The organism is Zobellia sp. OII3, assembly GCF_002211465.1.
Taxonomy (GTDB): domain Bacteria; phylum Bacteroidota; class Bacteroidia; order Flavobacteriales; family Flavobacteriaceae; genus Zobellia; species Zobellia galactanivorans.
This window is the reverse complement of the sequence record NZ_MWRZ01000001.1, coordinates 833,288-856,296: the sequence shown is the minus strand read 5'-3', so window position 1 is coordinate 856,296 and position 23,009 is coordinate 833,288. Positions and strand designations below refer to the sequence as shown.

The 23,009-nt window shown below is 44.2% G+C and carries 18 protein-coding genes; 4 read left to right on the top strand and 14 right to left on the bottom strand.

The window, feature by feature from the left end:
• Positions 1 to 9: 9 nt before the first annotated feature.
• The 6 genes from B4Q04_RS03580 to B4Q04_RS03555 form a co-directional block, all read right to left on the bottom strand.
• Positions 10 to 546: a toxin-antitoxin system YwqK family antitoxin gene (locus tag B4Q04_RS03580; RefSeq protein ID WP_123772325.1), complete on the bottom strand. Its 537-nt coding sequence runs from the start codon at positions 544 to 546 to the stop codon at positions 10 to 12.
• Positions 547 to 608: 62 nt separating this feature from the next.
• Entirely contained in the window at positions 609 to 1,952 is a 1,344-nt protein-coding gene (locus tag B4Q04_RS03575) for a hypothetical protein (protein WP_088696016.1), read from the bottom strand.
• Complete coding sequence (gene tssD, locus B4Q04_RS03570; protein WP_013993050.1) at positions 1,952 to 2,650, bottom strand: type VI secretion system tube protein TssD; 699 nt, start codon at positions 2,648 to 2,650, stop codon at positions 1,952 to 1,954. Before tssD ends, B4Q04_RS03575 begins: the two co-directional genes overlap by 1 nt.
• A 351-nt stretch (positions 2,651 to 3,001) precedes the next feature.
• Positions 3,002 to 3,868 carry a fructosamine kinase family protein gene (locus tag B4Q04_RS03565; RefSeq protein WP_088696015.1) on the bottom strand — a complete coding sequence of 289 codons (867 nt, stop codon included), beginning with the start codon at positions 3,866 to 3,868 and terminating at the stop codon, positions 3,002 to 3,004.
• Between the two features lie 109 nt (positions 3,869 to 3,977).
• The gene (locus tag B4Q04_RS03560) at positions 3,978 to 6,107 is read right to left on the bottom strand and encodes a pyrroloquinoline quinone-dependent dehydrogenase (protein WP_088696014.1); all 2,130 of its coding nucleotides are present in this window, start codon (positions 6,105 to 6,107) and stop codon (positions 3,978 to 3,980) included.
• 53 nt (positions 6,108 to 6,160) lie between these two features.
• Positions 6,161 to 8,584, bottom strand: a complete 2,424-nt coding sequence (locus B4Q04_RS03555; protein WP_088696013.1) for a glycosyl hydrolase family 95 catalytic domain-containing protein — start codon at positions 8,582 to 8,584, stop codon at positions 6,161 to 6,163.
• A 170-nt stretch (positions 8,585 to 8,754) separates the two neighbouring features.
• Here B4Q04_RS03555 and B4Q04_RS03550 point away from each other — a divergent pair, with 170 nt between their 5' ends.
• Both B4Q04_RS03550 and B4Q04_RS03545 read left to right on the top strand, forming a co-directional pair.
• Positions 8,755 to 9,861, top strand: coding sequence for an acyltransferase family protein (locus B4Q04_RS03550; protein ID WP_236630961.1), 1,107 nt, complete (start codon positions 8,755 to 8,757; stop codon positions 9,859 to 9,861).
• 40 nt (positions 9,862 to 9,901) lie between these two features.
• Positions 9,902 to 10,696 carry a DUF1080 domain-containing protein gene (locus B4Q04_RS03545; protein ID WP_013993045.1) on the top strand — a complete coding sequence of 265 codons (795 nt, stop codon included), beginning with the start codon at positions 9,902 to 9,904 and terminating at the stop codon, positions 10,694 to 10,696.
• Between the two features lie 11 nt (positions 10,697 to 10,707).
• Here B4Q04_RS03545 and B4Q04_RS03540 read toward each other — a convergent pair whose 3' ends face one another.
• From B4Q04_RS03540 to B4Q04_RS03505, 7 genes are all read right to left on the bottom strand, one after another.
• Complete coding sequence (locus tag B4Q04_RS03540) at positions 10,708 to 11,094, bottom strand: VOC family protein (RefSeq protein WP_013993044.1); 387 nt, start codon at positions 11,092 to 11,094, stop codon at positions 10,708 to 10,710.
• Positions 11,095 to 11,116: 22 nt separating this feature from the next.
• Positions 11,117 to 12,748, bottom strand: coding sequence for a S41 family peptidase (locus B4Q04_RS03535; RefSeq protein WP_013993043.1), 1,632 nt, complete (start codon positions 12,746 to 12,748; stop codon positions 11,117 to 11,119).
• 65 nt (positions 12,749 to 12,813) lie between these two features.
• Positions 12,814 to 13,191, bottom strand: a complete 378-nt coding sequence (gene rnpA, locus B4Q04_RS03530) for a ribonuclease P protein component (RefSeq protein ID WP_013993042.1) — start codon at positions 13,189 to 13,191, stop codon at positions 12,814 to 12,816.
• A 79-nt stretch (positions 13,192 to 13,270) separates the two neighbouring features.
• Positions 13,271 to 15,130 carry a M1 family metallopeptidase gene (locus tag B4Q04_RS03525; protein WP_088696012.1) on the bottom strand — a complete coding sequence of 620 codons (1,860 nt, stop codon included), beginning with the start codon at positions 15,128 to 15,130 and terminating at the stop codon, positions 13,271 to 13,273.
• Positions 15,131 to 15,135: 5 nt separating this feature from the next.
• The gene (locus B4Q04_RS03520) at positions 15,136 to 16,767 is read right to left on the bottom strand and encodes a S8 family peptidase (RefSeq protein WP_088696011.1); all 1,632 of its coding nucleotides are present in this window, start codon (positions 16,765 to 16,767) and stop codon (positions 15,136 to 15,138) included.
• 379 nt (positions 16,768 to 17,146) lie between these two features.
• Positions 17,147 to 18,007, bottom strand: a complete 861-nt coding sequence (locus B4Q04_RS03510) for an MBL fold metallo-hydrolase (protein ID WP_088696009.1) — start codon at positions 18,005 to 18,007, stop codon at positions 17,147 to 17,149.
• A gap of 199 nt (positions 18,008 to 18,206) precedes the next feature.
• Positions 18,207 to 19,988 carry a cation:proton antiporter gene (locus B4Q04_RS03505; RefSeq protein WP_088696008.1) on the bottom strand — a complete coding sequence of 594 codons (1,782 nt, stop codon included), beginning with the start codon at positions 19,986 to 19,988 and terminating at the stop codon, positions 18,207 to 18,209.
• Between the two features lie 235 nt (positions 19,989 to 20,223).
• On the opposite strand from B4Q04_RS03505, the gene B4Q04_RS03500 reads away from it, so the two are divergent.
• Positions 20,224 to 22,092 carry a cation:proton antiporter gene (locus B4Q04_RS03500; protein WP_013993036.1) on the top strand — a complete coding sequence of 623 codons (1,869 nt, stop codon included), beginning with the start codon at positions 20,224 to 20,226 and terminating at the stop codon, positions 22,090 to 22,092.
• Positions 22,093 to 22,119: 27 nt separating this feature from the next.
• On the opposite strand, the gene B4Q04_RS03495 is transcribed toward B4Q04_RS03500, so the two are convergent.
• On the bottom strand, positions 22,120 to 22,356 hold the full coding sequence (locus tag B4Q04_RS03495) for a hypothetical protein (RefSeq protein ID WP_013993035.1): 237 nt from the start codon (positions 22,354 to 22,356) through the stop codon (positions 22,120 to 22,122).
• Positions 22,357 to 22,612: 256 nt separating this feature from the next.
• On the opposite strand from B4Q04_RS03495, the gene B4Q04_RS03490 reads away from it, so the two are divergent.
• Positions 22,613 to 22,981 (top strand): hypothetical protein, encoded by a 369-nt coding sequence (locus B4Q04_RS03490; protein ID WP_123772324.1) that lies wholly within the window; start codon positions 22,613 to 22,615, stop codon positions 22,979 to 22,981.
• The last annotated feature ends 28 nt before the right edge of the window (positions 22,982 to 23,009 follow it).

Here is a 23,009-nt window from a genome sequence, read left to right as displayed (position 1 = left end):
GGGGACAATTTACTTTTCTTGTAGAACACCTTCTTTATAGTGCTTAACGGTTTTTGATTGCCCTGTTTCATCATAGTAACACCATTCCCCTTCCTTTTTACCGTTTTTATAACTGCCTTCTTCCCTTAGAATGCCTGATTTATAATAGAAATCTTTAAATCTGCCATCCCCGTTTAGTCCAAAATTGGTATTATAGAGCATGTTTCCATTGGTATCATAAACCTTATATACTCCGAACAAAAGGCCATTCTTGAAGTTTTCTGTCTTTATCAATTTATTCTTGAAGGTGGTTTTCCAAAGACCATTTTTATAACCTTTTACAAAAGACCCGAGTTGATTAAAATCGGTTTTCAGCCCTTTGAAAGGAGTGTTGGGAATATCATTTCCTTCCCCGTCATAATCTTGCTTTCTCTCTTTTTCTTTTCGAATCGATATAGAATATTTCCCCCTTAGAGCCTTTCCTTTTGGGGAACAATATTTCAATTTACCATCAACATTTTTTGCAATTATATCGAGGGAACCGATAGGAGTAGTTATTGGTTCCATTTTTTTTTGGGCAGACAACAACGTCATTGTACTGAAATAAACAAGTAATAAATATCTCATATTTATGGATTAGCGTAAAACTTTAAGACTTCTTCCTGCAATACCTTCCATTGAAACTTCCAAAAGCTTATACGGTCATCTGAATAGTCCATCAGATTTTCAGTACTTTTCTTATCAAATTTATAAGGGTTTCGATAGTGCGAATTTAAATAGCCTCGATACTTAGCATAATCTTCCTGATAATATCGCCATAGCTCCGATATTTCATTTTTAGGATCGTTGTTTGCTAACATAGAATTCATTTGATTATCAACAGCTATAATGTATTCATTCATTGCATGAATATCAGTTTCAGGAACATCATCACTCCCTTTAAAAGAATGCTCTAAGCCAGCAAAGTGGGCAATTTCATGCGCAAAAGTAGTAAGAGAATTTAAATTTGAGAGATAAATAGCCAGCTGTCTGGCATCCACATCCCTTAAATTGCCTTCTCCGCCTGCATCTTCTTTTTTTAATGGATTTAAGAAAACGACCATATCCTTTTTGTTCGCTTTATTAGGGTGTTGTTTTTGAAATTCTTCAAACAATTTATCAAGAACAGCATCTCCTTTAAATATGCACCCTTCATCTAAAATAAGGTCATCGGCTATCCATTTATTTTCATCGATGACTATATCATAAACTTTGCCAATGGTACATTGTAATAGGGCTTGGTTCAACGATCGCTTGTTTAGATATGTTTCCAAATTTTGTAAATCGCCTTCTATGTTACTATTCTTATTCCCAAAGCCATTTACACCATCTATTGTGTCCTCTATAGTTTTGGCGTCGTTAGCAGCTATTCCTTTTCTTAATACACGCACTGGAGTAATATTAAAATGCAATTTTTTATGGTGCGCATTTTTATAAACATTCAATTTACCAACAATTTCATCATCCCTGTTTAAAATGTCTATACTTACGTCATTAGTTAAGGGCTGATCACAAAAGACAGTGATAACATCGTTATCTTTGGTATCCTGTAAGGTCATTTGTTCAGGCTCAAATCGGATACCACTTTTTGCCTTGAACTTTATAATATCGTCTTCTGTAGGCGTACCTATGTTAGTATGGTTTTCCGGTTCGATCAGAACAAGTTTAAGCTTAACACCTTCTTGATTGGGAAACATACTCAACCAAGGCACGAAATATTCCTCGCCCTCAATTTCAGTAGGCGTATATTCATTCTTCAACTTATCATAATCGGCGCAACTATTTTTATAATCTGAACGCATCCAATCAAAACCAAATTCTCCAGAATAGTCATCCGGTCTTTCTAAGATCGCAAAGAATCTTATATCATTCACTATAACGTCCAAAGTTTTGGTTTGGCCCATTACTTCTAGCTTAAACGAATTCTTTCCCATTACTTTAGCTTTTGTCTTACTACTTCCAATTCGATTTTTTCTTTATTTTTTGAAATGGTCAAATCTTTTAATGTATCGTTCTCTAAAACCACTCCTTTATACATAAAATCTACAGTAGGGTCGTTCAAACCAATCGTCATGGTTTCCCCAATCATATCTTGGGTAATTATATTCAAGGTAATCGTTTCCCCTATCCTTGACTTCTCTATGCGATTACCATCTTTATCCGTTATATAGTAATCTTTAATGGTGGGTACCGTCTTTGGTTCGGCAATTTGAACCTGCTCGTCTTTTATTGCCAAATCAGATAATTTCCACCATTTTTCGAAGACCATATCTCCAATACGCAGGATTCCAGGAGAAAAAACATATTGATCAGTGGTAACCTTACCGCAAGTTCCATCATAATTTCGTCGATAGTTTACTATATACGTGTCAAAAAATTCATAATCCACCAACTTGGCCATACCACCCCTTTTGTAAAAACGTATATACCCCTCACACATGGTGTCGGGTGAAAGGGCAAGACCTAAGAGATCTGTGGCGCCGTCAGCTTCTATCGTAAGGCTGAATACCCCTCCCATTGGCAAGGATGCAGGTTTAAAATTATCGGAATCAACTTGTTGGTAAAACTGTATATTCGTATCCAATACATTAATTATCCGACTGTTGATAAATAGTTTAGCAAGAAAACTCATTAATTTATCTCTTTATTTTCTGAATTTAAAGTACAGTTTTCCTATTTAAACTAAGATGAATTATAACTGTATTCGTCAAAATACAAATTCAGAAGCCTTTTTCTTTAGGAAAAACGTCTTATCGATTATTGGTTGACCGAATCTTTTCTGTGTTTTTGGCGGGGTAGTAGTGGTGTTACTCTCTTAAACAACAGAATCTTTGCGGGATGTTATACTACCTCCGAATGTATTGCCCAAAGCTCCTTTTACGTTCGCCATGTATTTACTCAATATTCACTCCCCATATTTTTATCTTTTCGGATGTAAAGAAACATCCTCCGCCCTTCGGGCACTCCTTTTCAAAGGGGGGATTTATTTAAAATACCGCTGCAATATTTGCGTAACGGAGGCTTTGTACGAGCTTTCAAAAAGGTTGAGGTGTACTAAGAGATAGTAGAGTTGGTAGAGGTCGTTCCTTTCGTTTTCATGGCCTACAGGCCTAAAATGTTCTTGATAGGCACTATAGAAAGAAGGGCCAAAACCTCCAAAGAGCCGGGTCATGGCCAAATCTACTTCGTGATGGCCGTAATACACCGCCGGATCTATTAAATAGGGAGTTCCGTTTTGTGAGATCAAGTAATTTCCGCTCCATAAATCACCATGCAGCAAAGAAGGTTTTGCGTTTGGAAATAGATTTTGACAAGATTGCAGCAGCTTGTCTTCTGTAGGGATTTCGCCATCATTTAGCTTACCCGTTTCTTTTGCCAGTTGCAATTGGGGCATAAGTCGTTCCTGCACATAAAATTCGCCCCATTGCATGTGGTTTGAATTAGATTGGATGAGGTTGCCGATAAAGTTGTCGGTAGAAAATCCAAATTCGTTTTGGGTCGTATGGTGATGTAGGGCCGCCAGTTGATGGCCCAAAAGTTCAAAGTCGGTTTCTGTGGGGCGTTTGGGTTCGATATAGTCCATTACCAAAAACCCGCCTTTTTCAAGGGACTCACAGAGTAGAATCTTCGGTACGCCTATGGTTTTGGATTGGGCAATAGCCTCCAAGCCCAATTTTTCGGCCTTGAACAGCTCATAACCGTTTTTCCCATGATTGATTTTACAAAAGAAACGCTCCGTTTCGGTTTCTAGGAGATAGGCCTCTGAAATATCACCTCCGGAAACGGATTGAATCCGGTCAATATTCACACAGAGCAAATACGCGATATGTTCCTTTAGGTGCTTATCCACGCCGCTAAGTTAATACTATCGATTGATTTGCGCCGTTGGAGCAAGCTTCAGGCTTGTGGCACATCCGTATAATTTCTCGTCTTTCAAAGGGGACGTCATACCCCGGATATTACTCCAAGGCAAAAGCGATGATCGTATTTCCCTTTTTCGTTCCCAATTTTTCGCCCCCACAGGCCAGGGCAATAAATTGTTTTCCGTTTACTTCGTACATCGCCGGGGTGGCAAAGGCCGGGGCGGGCAGTTGGTATTCCCATAACTTGACTCCCGTATGTTTGTCGAAAACCCTAAAATAACCATCGCGCGTAGCGGCTATAAATAGGAGTCCGTTTTCCGTAACCACGGGCCCGCCGTAGTTCTCGGTTCCTGTCCCGGTGATGCCTTTTTTTAGGAGTTCGGGAGATTCGCCTAAGGCAATGGACCATATATACTCTCCGGTATTTAAATCGATGGCGTGCATCGTTCCCCATGGGGGATTTAGGGCCGGCAGGCCGTTTTTATCCAAAAATTTGTTGTAGCCCATATGTTTGTAGGGCGTGCGGTATCCTTTTTCGGCATTCGTGTTTTCCGCAAGGTTATGTTTGATTTCCTGGTTGAACAAAAAACGGATAAGGGCGTCTTTTTCCTTTGGCTTCAATTGGGGAAAACCCGTCATCATACCTTTACCATGGGTAATAATCAAAGCAACCTCATCTGCCGATTTACGGAGTTCAATATCTACCAATGAAGGAAATCCGCTCGCGGCCAGTCCTTTTCTATCTTCTTGATGGCAGCTTACGCAATATTGGGTATAGGTAGCCTCGCCCAAGGGCAGGGTTTCTAGCTTGGTGTCGTTTAGGCCCATTTGCATGATCCAGGGCATCTCGTTTGAATTCACGTAAATAATCCCTTCTTCGGGGTCTGCCGCCGTTCCGCCCCATTCCGCCGCTCCGTCGTAACCGGGCAAGAGCAAGGTGGGCTCCAAACTTGGCGGGGCATAGATGCGCTTGTCCAGTTTTCGTAAAATGGCCCTGAGCGAATCGGGGTTTTCGGCATAGGGACTCACATTGTTTTCGGTGATGTCGGTAGATTGTCGTGCAAAGGGTTTTGGTTTTACGGGTATGGGTTGGCTAGGCCATGCTTCTTCTCCTTTCAAAGTGGAGGCCGGTACAGGCACTTCTTCGATATCAAAAAGGGGTTCGCCCGTTTTTCGGTCAAATACGTACACATAGCCTTGTTTGGTCACTTGGGCGACGGCGGCAATTTTTTTCCCTTCCCGCTCTACCGTTAAAAGATTGGGCGGGGCAGGGGGGTCGCGGTCCCAGAGGTCGTGATGGGTAAATTGAAAGTGCCATAGCCTTTGGCCCGTATTTGCATCCAAGGCGAGCAGGCCGTCGGAATAGAGGTTACTTCCTTTGCGGGCTCCCCCGTAAAAATCGGGGGCGGCGGAACCTATAGGGGCATAGATAATTTCGAGTTCCTTGTCTACGGCCATACCGGCCCAATTATTTGCCGCACCGACCTCGTCGCTTCGATAGGCGTTTTCTTCCCAAGTATCATAGCCTTCCTCCCCAGGATGCGGAATGGTATGGAAAACCCATTCCACGGCCCCTGTAATTACGTTGAAGGCCATAAGGTTTCCCGGAGCGGCCCCAGCGCCTTCGGAGAGCCGAAGCGGCATTACAATAAGGTTTTTGAAGATGCTTCCGGGGGTGTTGGATATTACAAACTTTTCCCGTGCGCTTTCGGGCATTCCCGAACGCAGGTCGATTTTGCCCTTATCGCCAAAAGTGGGTACAGGCTTTCCCGTAAGGGCATCCAAGGCATAGAGATGGGGTCCGCGGGTACAAAGGATCCGTTTGTCATCGCCCTCTTCCCAATACGACACCCCCCTGCTGGTAGAGTGCCACACTTGTATGGAATCGCCAAACTGCCAAATTTCCTTGCCTGTTTCGGCATTTAGGGCCACTACCCGTAGCGCTGCGGTAACCCCGTACAAGATACTGTCTACGACCAAGGGGTTCATCTGCATCTGGCCCCAATCCTTGGCTTCATAGGTCCAGGCCACTTTTAGGTCTTTGACATTTTCCTTGTTTATTTGGGATAGCGTAGTGTAGTGGCTACGACCCGGGTCGCCCAGATACGACGACCAAGTCGTATAGGCCTTATGGGCCTGCCCTTTTTCGGTGTCTGATCGACAACTGAAAAGCACGCTTCCCAAAACAGTGCACAACACGGGTAAAACTAATTTTTTTAAAGACATCTAGAAGAAAGTATAGCTCCCCTAAATGTAGTCAAAAACTGAAAACTAGATTGTTACCAATTGAATTCTACGGTTTCATTGGGTTTTAAAGTAAGTTTCTTCTGCTTTGTGCCGTGCTTTAAAACAGTAGACCCTCCGGTAACGGAATGTATTTTTACCTGGGTAGGCACTTTGTTGTTCCAAGTAATGGCCACTTCAAAATTTCCACGCGCTTTCAAGCCCTCGACGGAACCATTGGCCCAAACATCGGGCAAAGCGGGTAAAAGGCGAATCTCTTGCAAAGTGGACTGTACCAACATTTCCACTACCGCAGCGGCACCACCAAAATTCCCGTCGATTTGGAAAGGGGGGTGTGCATCAAACAGGTTCGGATAAGTTCCGCCTCCTTTTTCATAGGAAGCCCTTACACCATCTGGGGCCACATAACGTAGCAGCTCACGATATTGTTTGTATGCACGGTTTCCGTCGAGCAAGCGGGCCCAAAGATTAATACGCCATCCTTTTGACCACCCCGTAGTTTCGTCGCCCTTAATGTTCAAAGTGGCCCTTGTAGCATCCGCTAATTCGGGAGTTTTTTCCGGACTGATATGATGCCCTGGGTAAAGGCCGTACAAGTGTGATTGATGACGATGCTTGGGGTCTACGTCTTCCCAATCGTGGTACCATTCCTGTAAATTACCTTTTTTTCCCACTTGATAGGGATAGAGCTTGGCCAGGGCCTTTTCCAGCTGGGTCCTGAACGCTGCGTCGGTTTTTAAGGTTTCAGAGGCGGCTATGGTCTGTTGAAAGCATTCTCTGATCATGGCAAGGTCCGATGTGGAACCGTACAAGGTAGCGCCTTGATATCCGTCTGGGGTGATGAACTTATTTTCTGGTGATGTTCCGGGCGAAGTCACCAAGTTTCCATCTTTATCTTCTACGAGCCACTCCAAACAAAATTCAGCAGCTCCCTTCAGGAGGGGATAAGCTCTGTTTTTTAGAAAATCCAAGTCTTGGGAAAAAGTGTAGTGTTCCCATAAATGCGAGCTTAACCATGTTCCGCCCATATTCCAATTGGCCCAGTTGATTCCGCCTTGACCAAAATCGCCCACAGGGTTGCTCATCGCCCAAATATCCGAATTATGGCATGCGGCCCATCCACCGGCACCGTAAAAGGTCTTCGCGGTAATTTTCCCTGTTTGGGCTATATTTTCTATAAAGCCCAGCATAGGCTGGTGCATTTCGGAAAGATTGGCATTTTCGGCCAACCAATAGTTTTCCTCGGCATTGATATTGAGGGTGTAGTTACTGCTCCATGGCGGTCTGATGTAGGGGTTCCAAATCCCTTGTAAATTGGCAGGTACATTCGGTGTTCTAGAGCTTGAAATCAACAAATATCGTCCATATTGAAAATAGAGCACTTCAAGGTTTTTGTCTTCCTCCCCTTTTGCGTAGCGTTTTAGGCGCTCGTCGGTAGGCAAGTCTTCCGCAGTGCTTTTTCCAAGGTCTAAATGCACCCGGTTAAAGTATTTTTGATGGTCTTTCAGGTGGGCTTCAAACAAGGCGTCAAAAGGCTTTGAACTAGCTTTGGAGAGTTGTGAACTTGCCATTGCTTTATGGTCGAGACCTTCGGTGGCCGGGTTTTTGTCAAATCCGTTAAAACTCGTGGCTATGGAAACATAAACAACAGCTTCGGTGGCGTCTTTTAGGGCTACCGTATTGTCCGTGCCGATGAGTTTTCCATCAGTGTGCTTTATTCTGAAGAGTGAGGTAAAACGCGTGCCCCTATTCGGGTCAAATTGCACCGGATTGGGCATTTTTCCGCGATAACTGGGCTCTACGTGATAGGGGGCATAGCCGTTCACTTCTAAGGTAGGGCCATTGGTGGCAAGCTCATATTTGAGCAAACTGTTGAATCCGATATTAAAATTAAGGGCCCCTTTTTTACTGCTCTTTAGCCGAATGACCATGGCTTGGTCGGCATGTGAAATAAAGTATTCGCGCGTAAAAGTGACGCCATCGACCTTGTAGGTCACCGTAGACAGTGCTTTTTCGAGTTCAAGCTGGCGGTGATAGGATTGGGGCTGGTTTTTGTGTTCAAAATTGAGGTATACCGTACCCAAGGGCATGTATGATTGTGAGAAACTCCCCTGTAATTTGCTTTGCAAGGAATCTGCCAGTTTGTAATTCTCGTTTTTTAGGGCCTCGCGAATGGCGGGAAGGTTTTTGTACGCTTCCGGATTCATATACGGGTCTACGGGTTCGCCGCTCCACAGGGTGGCATCGTTCAAATAAATGGAATCTGTGGCAACACCTCCAAAGATAGAAGCACCGGCCTTTCCGTTGCCCAGAACCAAGGTTTCCTCAAAATGTTCGGCCGGTCGGTCGAACCAAAGCGTATGGGCCGATTGAGATGAGAGTAGGTTTACCGAGACCAAGGAAAACAAAACGGGAAGTACTGAGGCTATTTTCAGCAAATAAGCGAACGGTTTTACCATGAAAATGAAGGTATATAAAATTAGACCTTAGCAAGATAGCAGCAATTAGTAAATGACAATGGTATTATTTTTTCTAAATTAGGGCAAATTTCAACCCAAGAGTCCCGATTTATCACGTTAGGGCAAAATATTCCCCTGAGGGTGAAATTCTAACTTGATCCGACCAGCCTATGTCTCAATTAGCCGAAAATGTATCGAAGCGTCTTTTTTCCTTGGATGTTTTTAGAGGTCTTACCATGTTTCTATTGATTGCGGAAGCAGCAGGTTTTCACCATAACTTTTCTGAATTGACCGAAGGCACGGCCTTTTCCGGCTTAGCAGATCAATTGCACCACCATCCGTGGAACGGACTCCGGTTTTGGGATTTGATCCAGCCCTTTTTTATGTTTATCGTAGGGGTGGCCATGCCCTTCTCTTTGCGAAAACGACTGGCCTCGGGAGATAAAAAAGGGGTGACCAAACACATTTTACGGCGTTGTTTTTTACTGTTCGCCTTCGGGGCGCTCCTGCATTGCGTATACAGTCATGCCTTGGTTTGGGAACTGTGGAACGTGTTGGTACAGTTGGCCTTCACCATCTTGATCGCCTATGCGGTAATGAACCTTTCGAATAAGACACAGATAGGCATATCTGTGGGGTTGCTTGTGCTTACCGAAGTGTTGTATCGCGCTTATAACCCTGAAGCGCCCTATGTGCAGAACCATGAGAGTTTTGGTGCGTATGTCGATATGCTGGTCATGGGGCAGGTAAATGATGGCTATTGGGTGTTCGTAAACTTTATACCGACGGCGGCACATACCATTTGGGGGGTTATTTGCGGAAAGGTCTTATTGTCGCACATCCCTTCAACCCAAAAGATCAAACCTTTTTTGATTTGGGGAGCGGTTTTGGTGGTTCTTGGGTTTGCTATGGATTTTGTCGGCATCACACCGATAGTTAAACGTATTGCTACTAGCTCTTTTACCTTGGCATCGGGAGGCATCGCCATTTTGACCCTAAGCCTTTTCTACTGGCTTATCGACATAAAAGGACATCAAAAAAATTGGCTGAAAATTTTCTCGGTAGTAGGCACTAATTCCATTTTTATCTACCTATTCGCCGAAACGGTAGGGGCACAATGGTTTCGGGGCTTTGGAACAATTTGGACGGAAGGCCTGTTGGCGCCCATTGGGGTTTCAGAAAAAGTCATTATGGTCATCAACGCCTTGTTTGTACTGTACATCTTTTGGTACATTACCTACTTTTTAGACAAGCACAAGGTCTACTTTAAAGTTTAAAACTCATATCTCAAATATAATTTTACTCAATACGCATACTATGAATCGCACTAAAATTGCCCTTTTTATTTCTTGTATGGCCCTAATGGCCTGTAACTCTACTAAAACAACGGTTACCGACGGGGGCTGGGAAGATATGTTCAACGGAAAAAATTTGGATGGATGGACCACCAAAATACACCATTACGAAACCGGCGATAATTTTGGTGATACCTTTCGGGCCGAAGACGGTATGATCAAGGTACGTTATGATAAATACGACGGTGATTTTAACGATAGGTTCGGGCATTTGTATTATGACAAGCCCTACTCGTATTTTCACCTTTCCCTTGAATATCGTTTTGTAGGGGAGCTGCATCCGGGTGCACCGGTTTTTACCGTGATGAACAGTGGGGTCATGTACCATTCACAGGATCCGCGTACCATGTTAAAGGAGCAGAACTGGCCCATATCCGTTGAGATGCAATTTTTGGGTGGTGTGAATGAGGGCGAAGAAAGGCCAACGGGCAATATGTGCTCGCCGGGCACTGAAATCGTTTATCAGGGCGAACTCTACCCGAGCCACTGTTTGAGCTCTTCTTCCAAAACCTATTACGGAGACCAATGGGTAAAGGCCGAATTGATCGTAAGGGGCGATTCTTTGGTAACGCACATTATAAATGGGGAAGTGGTTTTAGAATATACAAAACCTCAGATCGGCGGGGGTACGGTAGAGGGTTATGACCCCAAGGTAAAAATTGATGGTAAGCTGTTAAAAGAGGGAATGATTGCCTTACAGAGTGAAGGGCAGCCTATAGATTTCAGGAATATCAAGATCAAGAACCTGAAACCCTGATATTTCAGAAATTATTTTTCGTACAGTTCAAGGGGAAGTCCATCGGGATCGGCAAAGAAGGTGAATTTACGACCAGTAAATTCGTCGGTTCTGATGGGCTCGACGCTTATGCCTTGGTCTGACAGCCTTTTACTTTCCTGGGCAACATCGTCTACCTCAAAGGCCAAGTGGCGCAAACCTTGGGCCTCGGGCCTAGAAGGACGTTTTGGCGGGTCGGGAAAGGAAAAGAGTTCAATGATGTACTCCCCATTGAGGGCGAGGTCTAATTTGTACGACTGCCTTGCTTCCCTAAATACTTCGCTAAGAATCTCCAGGCCTAGAATATCTACATAAAAATGCTTTGATTTTTGATAGTCGGAGCAGATGATCGCAATATGGTGGATCTTGTTCAAGGCCATGGTCGAATGATTTGGAGTACAATTATTTTAAGATGCTCCAATATTTACTTTCGTTACTCAAAAGTTCGGTAGCGGCCAAGATGGCCTCATCGTTCTTAAGGTAATAGTCGTAAAGACCTTCGCGGTAGAAATAGCGTTTGACGATTTCATCTTCCAGCTTGTTCTTTATTTCGTTTTGGTAGTCTTCCAAGGCCGTGATCTTGCTTTTTTCAATATCGAGCAAAAGCTTTTTAAAATCGTTTTCTATGGCGTCGTTAAAAATAACCTCTTCGCGGTTGGTCATGGCCGTCTTCAGGGTTTTTTCGGTCTTGGTCTCAAAGGAAAAATCGCTTTTCGAGACGAAGTTTTTAAAGTCCTGATAGTCGCTATCGGAAAATTTGAACGTGTTTACATCGTTCACTTGGTGCTCGTAGAAATATTTAGTGGCATAGTCGAAGATGACGTTGTTTTGCAAGAGGGCCATGGTCAATTCGTTGGCCTTTGTAGCGGCTATTTCAATATCGGGCAGTACACCGCCACCATCTTGAACCTTGCGTCCGTTTCGGGTGGTAAAATCATGAATATCGGTTTTTTTAACGGCGTTGCCGTCCTTGTCCCTGTTCCAATAATCAAGCGATTGGATGCATCTTCCCGAAGGGGTGTAATAGCGGCTAATAGTGACCTTTAGTTGGGTGCCATAGGTCAGTTTCAAGGGGCGCTGTACCAAGCCTTTTCCAAAGCTACGGGCTCCCATGATCACGGCACGGTCAAGATCTTGGAGTCCGCCCGAAACGATTTCACTCGCCGAGGCACTACTTCCGTTTACGAGTACTACCAAGGGGATTTCCATATCCACAGGCTTGTTCTTCGTCTTGTATTCCCTATTGAATTTTTTGACCTTTGATTTGGTGGTCACGATCAATTCCCCTTTGTCAACGAAGAGATTGGTGACATTGATGGCTTCGGAAAGCAATCCTCCGGGGTTGTCCCTAAGGTCCAATATAATTTTTTCGGCACCTTTACCCTTGAGGTCTAAAAGGGCGGCCTTGGTTTCGCTTGAAGCCTTGGCGTTGAATTTAGAAAGAACGATATAGCCGGTTTTGTCATCTACCATCTTATAGAAGGGTACCGCATCTACTTCAACGGCGGCACGTGTTATGGTGGCCACCTTGGTCTCGCCCTGTCTTTTAAAGGTAACTTCGACCGAAGTATTGTTGGCCCCTTTTAGAAGCTCGCTGGCGTTATCGTCAAAATCGGAAACCTTAATGGCGCCGATCTTGATAATTTCATCACCGGCCTTGAGTCCGGCTTTGTCGGCAGGGTAGCCCTTATACGGCTCTATGATCAATAGTCGGTCTTTGAACGAGCGTACTAGGGCGCCTATTCCCGAGTATTCCCCCGCATTGTTGATACGGTAGGTCTCTACGTCTTGTTCGTTTAGAAATTTGGTGTAGGGATCGAGGTCGTCTAACATGTTCTTTATAGCCGTATCCATCAACTCTGCAGGGTTAGTCTCGTCTACATAGTTCATGTTAAGCTCTTTAAAGAGGGTAGTGAAAATTTCGATTTGTTTGGCAATCTCGAAGAAATCACTTTTTACAAACCCACTACCTATTACCAGAATAAGCACGGCAAAGGTGGAAACCAGCAGTTTTTTGCCGAAAAATTTTTTCATGTTACTTGTCGTTTGTGAGGGTTTTGGTTCTTAAAACCCATAAATTCTTGTTGTTTGGACGCCTTTTACGATTCATTTTTAGCTACAAACCGTTGAAGCAAGGCTTTCATGCTTCGCTCGGTAGAGGCATATGAAGGCATATCTTTACCAAGGTATAAAAATAAAAACGCAAAAGAGCCTTCCGTATTGTTAAGAATGTCGGGTTTGTTCAAACGGTAACTTTCACGTAATAAGCGCTTGATGCGATTGCGTTTCACGGCACTTTTAAAGTTCTTTTTAGGTACGGCCATACCGGCCTTAAAACGGACTTCATCGTTAAAAGGGGTGGGTAGGTATATGAGTTTTATCGGATAGACGGAAACGGACTTCCCCTCGGCGAACAAGCGTTCGATAAGCTTTTTGCTTTTCAGCTTTTCTTTTTTTGGGAAAGTGAAGTTCGACATCTACCTATGTTTAAAAAGTCGCCCCCTGGGAAGAGGGGGCGATTACAAATTTAATTCTTGAAATGGAAAGTAGTGTATATTATGGCGTTTTTTGCCAAACATTGTCTTCCAAGTCGATATCGGCCATTAATTGTGAAGGGTCGATCACTACTGCTTTTACGTTTTCAAGCGGTTTGTCGAAAGTGAAGCTGTAGTTGGACTGCGCCCATGGCCAATCTTCTAATACCGTACGGTTTATTTGTGGATAAGGATTTTCCTTTTCCCCACGCATCATCCGCAATGGCGCGTAAAAGATCTCTTTTGTTCCATCTTCATATATCACTAGGATATCTATAGGCATAGGCATGGCCCCTTTACGGATCAGGGAAACTTCGGTTTTGCCCTCCTTGTCCTTAACATCGGTAATACCGTAATCTATGGTGTTGGTCGTCTGTGTCCAGTCGGTTAGATACCAATCGAGTTCCATGCCCGAGACTTTTTCGGCGGTACGTTTGATATCGTTGGGTGTGGGATGCTTGAACTTGAAATCTTCATAATATTTGCGAAGGGTTTCCATCAATTTATCCTGACCGATAACATAGCCCAATTGTGATAAGAAAATAGACCCTTTGCTGTAAGCGGCTATTCCGTAGGCAAAGTTGAGGTCGTAACGATCGGCATGGGTGGTCTGGGGTTGTTCCTTACCGGAATTTACCATGCTGTAATAGCCTTTGTAGGTACCTTCAAAAGGATTTTCCTTGTTCTCTTGCATGACTTCGTTCATGGCCAAGGAAGAGATAAAGGTGGTAAAGCCTTCGTCCATCCATTCGTGTTTCGATTCGTTGGAGGCCAAGATGTGTTGAAACCAGGAGTGTGCCATTTCATGGGCCGTAACCCCGACCAAGCTTCCAAATTTTCTTTCACCGGTAATCAATGTGGCCATGGCGTACTCCATACCACCGTCACCGCCTTGTATCACGGAATACTGCTCGTATGGGTATTCGCCTATGTTCTTGTTGAAAAACTTCATGAGCTCCGCTGTTTTGGGCTGAAGTTTTTTCCAGTTGTCTATAATCTCTTTATTGTCTTTGTACAAAAAGTGAAGCGTAGGTCCGTTTTCTACTTGAAGGGTATCGTGTATATAATCGGGATCTGCCGCCCACATAAAATCGTGTACCATCGGTGCCTTAAAGTGCCATGTAAGGGTCTTGCCTTTCTGTTTTTTCACTTTGGTACCGGGAGCTTCATAGCCGTGACCGATTTCTTGAGGGTTTTGCAGGTAGCCAGTTCCTCCCACTACGTACTTTTTGTCTAGGGTCAGCTTTACGTCAAAATCGCCCCAAACGCCGTGAAATTCACGTGCAATGTAGGGGTCGGCATGCCATCCTTCAAAATCGTATTCGGCTAATTTCGGATACCATTGGCTCATAGATAGGGCTACACCTTCGGCACTGTTTCTTCCGGCCCTTCGGACCTGTAACGGAACCTGTCCCTTGAATTCCATTTCAAAGGTGGTCTTTCCGCCAGGAGGTATCGGTTGGGCCAATTCGACCACTAAAATCGTTTCCTCTTCCACAAAATCGACCTTAACACCGTCTTGGGTGAGCGAGTTTACGTGCAAATAACCGATTTCACTTTCCTTTAGGCTGGCAATACGGCTCTTTTTTTGATCATCGGTCATTCTACCGTCGGGATCCGGAATGCTCTGTAGTCGCATGTCCATTTCACTTCCCGGCTGAAATGCGTTGAAAAACAGGTGGTAGTATACGCGACTAAGCTCGTCTGGGGAGTTGTTGGTATAGACCAGTTTTTGTGTACCGGTATATTGAAAGTTGTCAACGTTCATATCAACTTCCATGGTATAATCCACGTGCTGTTGCCAATATGAACCGTTTTGCGCAACCGCCGCTTGCCCCAATAAGAGCATTACGGCGGCTATTCCTTTAAAGAAGTGTTTCATACTAATTATAATTTAATTTTGCCTTTTGCCACGTTATCGGCCATAATCAAGGCGTTGTAGGCATTTACGATTTTACCGGAGGTCGAAACCTTGTCCAAGCTTGCGGTTTTGGCCGCATCACCTCCCAAAATCACCTTTACCCTTGGAGCCAAACCAGATTCCATGATAATGTGTTTTACTTGGGAAGCGGTCAATTTAGGATAGTAAGAACGAATTAAGGCCGCAACACCGGCAACGGCGGGAGCCGCCATTGAGGTTCCTCCTTGAAAATCATATGAATTGTCGGGCATAGTTGAATAGATTTCGTCACCAGGGGCAAAAACGTCAACATTAACAGCTCCGTAATTTGAGAATGAAGCAAGCATTTCCGATCCGTATTTTGAAGACAATGCGCCTACGGTCAATACGTTATCGGCAATTTCAGGACCGTTGTCCACTTGGTCGTTCGGAAAGTTGGGATTTGCGGGATCGTCTAGGTCGGCACCTTCGTTACCGGCGGCATGAACAAAAAGCACATCGTTGTCGGCTGCGTATTTAATGGCGTCGTAAACCCATTCGGCCTTTGGGCTAAATCCTTTTCCGAAACTACCGTTAATAACCTTGGCGCCGTTGTCTACCGCATAACGGATGCCCAAGGCGATATCTTTGTCGTATTCATCACCGTTAGGTACCGCGCGAATACTCATAATGGCCACATTGTTGGCCACTCCGTTGGCCCCTTTGCCATTGTTGCGCTTGGCGGCGATAATACCTGCTACGTGCGTTCCATGGCTTTCGTCTTCTACCCTGTTTTTAGGATTTCCGTTTCCATAGCCCAAATCGGTAATGTCGTAGGGATCGTCTCCCACTACCTCACGGCCATTGAAATCAACGTTGTAGTTGTAGTTCAATTGATCGGAAAAATACTTGATACCCCCTTCGATTTGCTCTAAAACTTCAGGAATGCTGTCTTCGTAAGTGAGCATTTGTGTCAAGATCCCAATATTCTGCTGCATGGCCTCATCTTTGGGCTCGATAGCGGCAAGGTCTTTTTTGGTATAGGTCTCCTTACCCAATTCTTTTTTAACGGCATCATCGGCGTTTTTGACCGCTTGGTAGATTTGCTCGTACTGCTGTTTTTGTTGACCGGCCTTGGCGTATTCGCTGTCTACTTTAGCTTTGGCCTTGGCCTGCAATGAGGCATCGCCCAATTTCAATTTTACGATACGGGTTGCTTCCAGTTGTTCGTTGTACGACTCGCCTAAAAAGTTATATCCGTGGATATCATCGATGTATCCATTTTTATCGTTGTCTATACCATCACCGGCTTTTTCGCCTCTGTTGGTCCATAGAACGTCCTTTAAATCCTCATGGTCTAAGTCCATGCCAGAATCAAGTACGGCAACGATGACCGTTTCGCCTTTTTTATTTTTTATGATTTCGGCGTAGGCCTTGTCAACACTCATACCGGGAATGGTATCCGCTACAAGGTCTAGATGGCCCCAGTTTTTTTTCTGGGCATCGGTTAAATCGGATATTTTTAAGGGAGTGGTATCAATGTTCGCAATTGGGGTAGATACCAAGGCTGTTGAACCACAGCCCATAAGCAAAAGACCGGCGGATAAGCCTAATAAGGGTCTTGAAAAGAAAGGTGTCATATAGTTATATAAAGTTTAGTGTTTAATTGTTTTATCCATTTTTCGGGGTCAAATACATCAAAATAAGTGGATTACCATTGGAAAGCAAATTATTATTTTAACAGAATTGCTAGCAAAGGTAATATTTGGCACAATTTTTTAACCCAATCGTAATCTTTTTATGATTTTTTTATAGAGAATTTTACTGGGTTATTGTTTTTTTATGGGGTCAATATTGCCGGTCTCCCCATAAAATTTATCGCGGGCAATATGAGCCCCCAAGACATGTTTACAAATTTATTGAGCTCGTCTATGCTAGTGGAATCAGGGGCGGATGCGTTTTCGTATACGATTATAATCCGTAGCAAATACTTGAAGCCTTGGGTAAACGAGGGGTGAATTAGCCATAAATTGACTCAAAACGGAACGTTTCGTTTAACCGTGCCCCTTTTTCGGTAGCCTTTAGGGTACAGATCTCGTTATGGGCATCATGTTCAAAGAACAGATAGTAGTCGTTGGCAATGGCATCGTTCAAAAAAGCTTCCTTTTCGGTCAAGGTCAAAAGGGGCCGTGTGTCGTAGCCCATGACATAAGGCAAGGGAATATGCCCGACCGTAGGAAGCAAATCGGCCACAAAGACCAATTCCTTTCCTTTATAAGATATATGGGGCAACATCTGCTTATCGGTATGGCCGTCTACAAAATGTACCTTAAAACCAAGTTCAGGAAGCATTTGATAGGTGTCGGAGGTTCTTTCAATAAACTTTAACTGCCCGCTCTCTTGCATGGGCAGTAGGTTTTCCTTTAAAAAAGAGGCCTTTTCACGGGCATTGGGTTTTGTTGCCCATAGCCAATGGTCTTCGTTTGTCCAAAATGTGGCATTTTTAAAAGCGGGCTCGTAACCCGTTCTATCCTTATTCCATTGGATGCAGCCCCCACAATGGTCAAAATGCAAATGTGTTAAAAAGACATCGGTGATGTCATCGCGGTGAAAACCTAATTTCTGTAGTGAAGCGTCAACGGAATGATTGCCCCATCGGTTGTAATAGCTAAAGAATTTCTCCGATTGCTTTTGGCCCATACCGGTATCCACCAGGATCAACCTATTACCTTCTTCTATGAGCAGGCTGCGGGCGGCAATGTCAATTTGATTGTTGGCATCGGCAGGATTGGTACGTTGCCAAATAGTTTTGGGCACTACGCCGAACATGGCTCCGCCGTCGAGCTTAAAGTTTCCGGTTTCTATGGGATATAGTGTCATCGATCGTGGTTCAGAAGGGGTGCAAATTAAGAAAAGCGTTTATGAAGTACAACAAATGTGTAAATATCGAAAGAAACACCGAAGTAACGGAATCCCATAAAAAATACCGAATATTATATTTTATGGGATACCCATGGCGGACGGCCTTTCGATTTCGCAGATTAAGGCTTGGCGAGCCCGTTATACCCGCTTAGGCGGATTATTGGATATAGATTACATGCTCTCCGGGTTTGATGGTGTCGTTGTAGTGAAATGGTCGCTTAACCCCGTGCCCATCAAGAATCAATATGGGTAGCACCTCCTTGTCTTTTGAGTTTTTCTTTACCCAGTCCCTAGGGGTCATCTCTTTGTCGACCTTTTCTTCCTTTTCCTCAAAATCACCGGCCGAAATCTTGTACGACCAAGCGGCCATATCGGTTTTGTTGGCAAATAGGGAAGAGGCCTCCATGTGGTTCAATAGATTGGGGCCGGCCCCGTTTTCAACCGGGGACATCAGCACGATTCGATTGGGGATATAAAACGAATTATAGGCCAATTGTGCCGAGAGGAGGTTGATTTCACTGTTGCCCGTCAGGGCAATAAAGGTGTGTTTCGAAAGGGCGTCGGCGGTTTCGAAGGCCTCTTCCTTCAGTGCGTTTCCGTATATGGCCTTTAGTCCTTGTGCTTGGGCTTCGTTTACATGGTCTTTATTGGAGTCTATAAGGGTAACCTCGCTCTGTTGGGCGAGTTGTTTTGAAATGTACAGGCCCAAGGGGTTGGCACCTAGTACCAAGTAGCCTTTTCGGGCATCTTGTTTTACCAGTTCGCCCCGTTTCCTGAGCCAATTGGTGGTCCAGGTGAGTAGTACGGGAACGGTAAGCGTTGTGGAAATAGCCATAAACACCAATATGGAAAAAATCTCTTGGGAAATGATGTTCATCTGCAGTCCGATACCGGCAATAATGATCTCTACGGCGCCCCTTCCGTTCATTCCTGTACCGATAGTAAGTCCTTCGCGCCATCCATAGCCGCTTGGCAGGTAAAATAGGGCCGTTCCTAAAATTTTACCCACAACGGCACCTATGATGATCAATACCAATAGGGCGAGGTCGGTTTGAAAGACCTCCAAGGTAACATGAAAACCGGCCGTGACGAAAAATATGGGGGCCAGGAAACCGATGGAGATATCGTGAAAGACCCCGGTAACCTCTTTGAGCACCGGTCTTGAAAAGACGCCGTCGCGTATAAAGAGTCCGCCCATAAAGGCCCCTAAAATCCCGTGAAGCCCTGCGAGTTCGGCCAATTCGGCAAAACCCAATACGATGATGACCATGATGCTGAAATAGGCCGTACGCCCCGTGAGTTTGATTTTGGTAAGTAATTTTCCTATCAGGGGGAATAGGTAGACACCCGTTAGGCCCGAGAAGGCGAAAAACAGAATGGCCTTGGCCGCCACCCAGCCCAGACCAAGGGCATCGATACTGCCGGCATCGACAAAACCGATAATTCCGGCAAAAATAATCAGTGCCAAGGTATCGGAAATCAGGGCGCCGGCCATTAACACATAGGCTATACGGGTATCTAAAAGCTTAAGGTCTACCAAGATCCTGCTTTTTGTGGCCAAGGAAGTAACGCCTACGGCGATACCGACGAAGAGGCCGGCTATTTCCGTGCCACCAAAGGCCAAAATGGTATAATAGCCCAAGGCAAAAGGCACTACAAACCCACCAATGGCCGCCAGTAGACCGGCCCATGAGGCCTTGCCCAGATCCTTGAAATTAATTTCCATTCCGATATAGGCCATAAGAAAGAGAATTCCTATTTCGGCCAAAATGTTCAGGGCTTCGGAGGTATCGAGAATTCCCAGTATGGCAGGACCCAGTACGATCCCGATAAGGAGTTCGCCCAAAATGGAGGGGAAGCCCATACGTTTTGCCCCTATTCCTCCGATCCAGGCGGCGAACAATACCAATAGCAGGTTTACGATACTAAGTTCTTCCATAGGTTAAATTTATGGGGTTCAGGAAATTAAGATGAAAAAATAACCAATTAAAAATTATCCTGCAAGAGCGCCAAAAAGATAATTTCCAGGCCATAATCGCCAGTTGTCTGTAGGGCTTTGCTTACAGCGTCTTTTGTTGATTTTGCATGGAGCCTTTTTTAAGATGGGTTCAAGGTTTTTTTTGCTGTAGATGGATTTTTTCTATATTAAAACTTATCTTGCTTCAAATTTTTTTATGGTAGAATTAGCGGGAATAATTATCCTTGGAATTATTGCACAGTGGGTAGCATGGCGATTTAAACTACCGGCGATTTTGCCCCTTATCCTGATAGGCCTATTGGTGGGGCCCATATCTACGTTGTTTACGGAAGACGGCACCAAATTGATCCGCCCTATCTGGAATGAAAAGGAAGGGCTCTTTCTTGGGGAAAGCCTTTACCATTTTGTATCCTTGGCCATAGGCGTTATCTTGTTCGAGGGCGGACTCACCCTGAAACGTTCTGAGGTGACCAGGGTAGGCCCCGTAATTACCAAGCTGATTACCGTAGGTAGTGCAGTGACCTTCTTTTTGGCAGGTACTGCCGCCCATTTTATTTTTGAGCTAAGTTGGCAAATATCATTTTTGTTTTCGGCCCTTATCATTGTTACCGGGCCAACGGTAATTACCCCTATTCTTAGAAATATTCCTTTAAAGAAAGATCTTTCGGCCATATTGAAGTGGGAGGGTATTCTTATAGATCCCATTGGAGCCCTTGTGGCGGTATTGGTATTTGAGTTCATTAGCATCGGTGAGGGACAAGGGTATACCCAAACCGGCCTATTGGAATTTGTAAAGGTACTGTTGTTGGGCTTTACCTTTGGCTTCACCTTTGCGCACGCCTTGACCTTGGCCATAAAAAGGAACTATGTTCCCCATTATTTGTTGAATGTGGTGTCTTTGTCCGTAGTGCTTTCTGTTTTCGTTATTTCGGAGTTGTTTGCACACGAATCCGGTTTGTTGGCCGTGGTGGTCATGGGGATGGTCATGGGAAATACCCAGCTGCCCAATATTAAGGAATTGCTCTATTTTAAGGAATCTATCAGTATATTGTTGATTTCCATGCTTTTCATACTGCTCTCGGCAAGTATGAATTTGCCCGAACTTGAACTACTGTACAACTATAAAACCCTTATTCTTTTTGCCATAGTGGTGTTTGTCGTAAGGCCCTTGGGCGTATTTTTGAGTACTGCGGGATCCAAGCTCAACTTTAGGGAAAAGCTGTTTATCAGTTGGGTAGGCCCTAGGGGTATCGTAGCTGCGGGTATTGCTTCCCTTTTTGGCTCTAAATTGATCTTGAGAGGAGAGCCCGGGGCAGATTACATTACCCCATTGGTCTTTATGATCGTTTTGGGTACCGTTCTGCTCAACGCATCCACGGCGCGCTTCATGGCGAAGTTACTGGGCGTGTTCTTGGAAAAATCGGAAGGCATTGTAATTATCGGTGCGTCAAAAGTATCAAGACTGATCGCCGATTATCTGCATAAGAACAATCGACATGTCGTATTGGTAGATAACAACCAAACCAATATCGAGAAAGCCCAAAAGCTGGGCATAGAAGCCATTACGGCCAATATCTATTCCGATAACCTGACCGATAATATCGAGCTGAACGATGTGGGCTATCTTATGGCCCTTACCGGAAACTCCGATATCAACAAATATGCGGTTGAAAAATTCGGCAGTCAGTTCGGAGAGAACGGTTCGTTCAGGCTGATCGACTCCGATGAAATGAACGATCCGGAGAACAATCCGAAAGAAGGGCTATTTTCACATACGGACGATTTTATCAAACTGACCGAAACGGCCCGCATGTTCCCTATTATCCATGAGATTGAGATAAAGGACAAGGAACACTATGAGGGCCTTATAGAAATTACCAAGGCAGACGATCATGTGGTGCCCATTTTTCTTAAAACCCCTGATGGCGACCTTAAAATCATACCTTCGTTCAGTACGGATTTTGAGGATATCAGCGGAGGATACCGATTGGTGTATTTAGGAAAGATCTTAGAGGTTGACGAAACCGAAGATGAGGTCGAAACCAAGCATCAAGACGAAGAATAACCCCTTATTCTTTCATATGATTCCGTATTAACCTGAAAACGGCAAGGTCTCGTGTACGGTAATGTCGATATCGTCGAGTTGCACTTCACCTTCATAATTGTCGGCGACCAAGCTATAGAAGTGTAGTGCCGACTCCCTTTTTATTTTGTTGACGAGTAGGGTTATGTCTACTTCCCCACTTTCTTGTTGCCAAATAAAGATAGAGTTCTGTTCGGTCGGAATAATGCGGTGTCCCGCCGTAAAATGTGCAATGTAAGTTGTCATTTTCTATGTGCAATAATTTAACAGTACTAAAACTGAATGCAGGTTTAAAAATTGTGCTGTGCAAGAAGTATTTGTAAGAAAAAAATTAATTTCCGCTGTCGGAATGAAGAAAAGACTTGACAACGAAGAAATTATCTTTTTTAGCCATTTATGTCGAATCTATGGAAACAAAAACTTGTATTATTTTCTTACAATAATTAAAAATTGTTTGCGTTTTTGTGGTAATTCAATTTTATTAATATTAACGCATATTACTATGAAAAAAATCGTTTTATTCTTTGCTTTAGCCAGTACCGTTGCCTTTACCAGTTGTTCAAAAGATGAGGATGACACTGATGCAATCGTAGGGACTTGGGTATATGAAGTGAGCGCCACTCCCCAGGGCGGCGAAACGACTACCCGTGAAGATATATGGCTTTTTAAAGCGGACCACAGCGGGGAGTTTAAAAAGACAACGAATGGCGAAATTGATGCGGAGACAAGCTTTAGTTGGACCAAATCCGATGAGGGTTACCAAGTTGACTATAAGGAAGCGGTACGATCCAATGAAGTATTTACCATAGGGGAACTCTTAGGAAAACGTATATTGGAAAAAGGAGGAACTATGGTTGCCACTAAAAAATAAGGCAGAGGCTTTATAAAAAGAAAAAGTC

Bases quoted from the DNA above. Each gene is read 5' to 3' on its own strand.
- B4Q04_RS03555 (WP_088696013.1), bottom strand. From the start codon at position 8,584: ATGGTAAAACCGTTCGCTTATTTGCTGAAAATAGCCTCAGTACTTCCC.
- B4Q04_RS03550 (WP_236630961.1), top strand. From the start codon at position 8,755: ATGTCTCAATTAGCCGAAAATGTATCGAAGCGTCTTTTTTCCTTGGAT.
- B4Q04_RS03520 (WP_088696011.1), bottom strand. From the start codon at position 16,767: ATGACACCTTTCTTTTCAAGACCCTTATTAGGCTTATCCGCCGGTCTT.
- B4Q04_RS03490 (WP_123772324.1), top strand. From the start codon at position 22,613: ATGAAAAAAATCGTTTTATTCTTTGCTTTAGCCAGTACCGTTGCCTTT.
- B4Q04_RS03560 (WP_088696014.1), bottom strand. From the start codon at position 6,107: ATGTCTTTAAAAAAATTAGTTTTACCCGTGTTGTGCACTGTTTTGGGA.
- rnpA (WP_013993042.1), bottom strand. From the start codon at position 13,191: ATGTCGAACTTCACTTTCCCAAAAAAAGAAAAGCTGAAAAGCAAAAAG.
- B4Q04_RS03545 (WP_013993045.1), top strand. From the start codon at position 9,902: ATGAATCGCACTAAAATTGCCCTTTTTATTTCTTGTATGGCCCTAATG.
- B4Q04_RS03580 (WP_123772325.1), bottom strand. From the start codon at position 546: ATGGAACCAATAACTACTCCTATCGGTTCCCTCGATATAATTGCAAAA.
- B4Q04_RS03505 (WP_088696008.1), bottom strand. From the start codon at position 19,988: ATGGAAGAACTTAGTATCGTAAACCTGCTATTGGTATTGTTCGCCGCC.
- B4Q04_RS03540 (WP_013993044.1), bottom strand. From the start codon at position 11,094: ATGGCCTTGAACAAGATCCACCATATTGCGATCATCTGCTCCGACTAT.
- B4Q04_RS03495 (WP_013993035.1), bottom strand. From the start codon at position 22,356: ATGACAACTTACATTGCACATTTTACGGCGGGACACCGCATTATTCCG.
- B4Q04_RS03525 (WP_088696012.1), bottom strand. From the start codon at position 15,130: ATGAAACACTTCTTTAAAGGAATAGCCGCCGTAATGCTCTTATTGGGG.
- B4Q04_RS03575 (WP_088696016.1), bottom strand. From the start codon at position 1,952: ATGGGAAAGAATTCGTTTAAGCTAGAAGTAATGGGCCAAACCAAAACT.
- B4Q04_RS03510 (WP_088696009.1), bottom strand. From the start codon at position 18,007: ATGACACTATATCCCATAGAAACCGGAAACTTTAAGCTCGACGGCGGA.
- B4Q04_RS03535 (WP_013993043.1), bottom strand. From the start codon at position 12,748: ATGAAAAAATTTTTCGGCAAAAAACTGCTGGTTTCCACCTTTGCCGTG.
- B4Q04_RS03500 (WP_013993036.1), top strand. From the start codon at position 20,224: ATGGTAGAATTAGCGGGAATAATTATCCTTGGAATTATTGCACAGTGG.
- tssD (WP_013993050.1), bottom strand. From the start codon at position 2,650: ATGAGTTTTCTTGCTAAACTATTTATCAACAGTCGGATAATTAATGTA.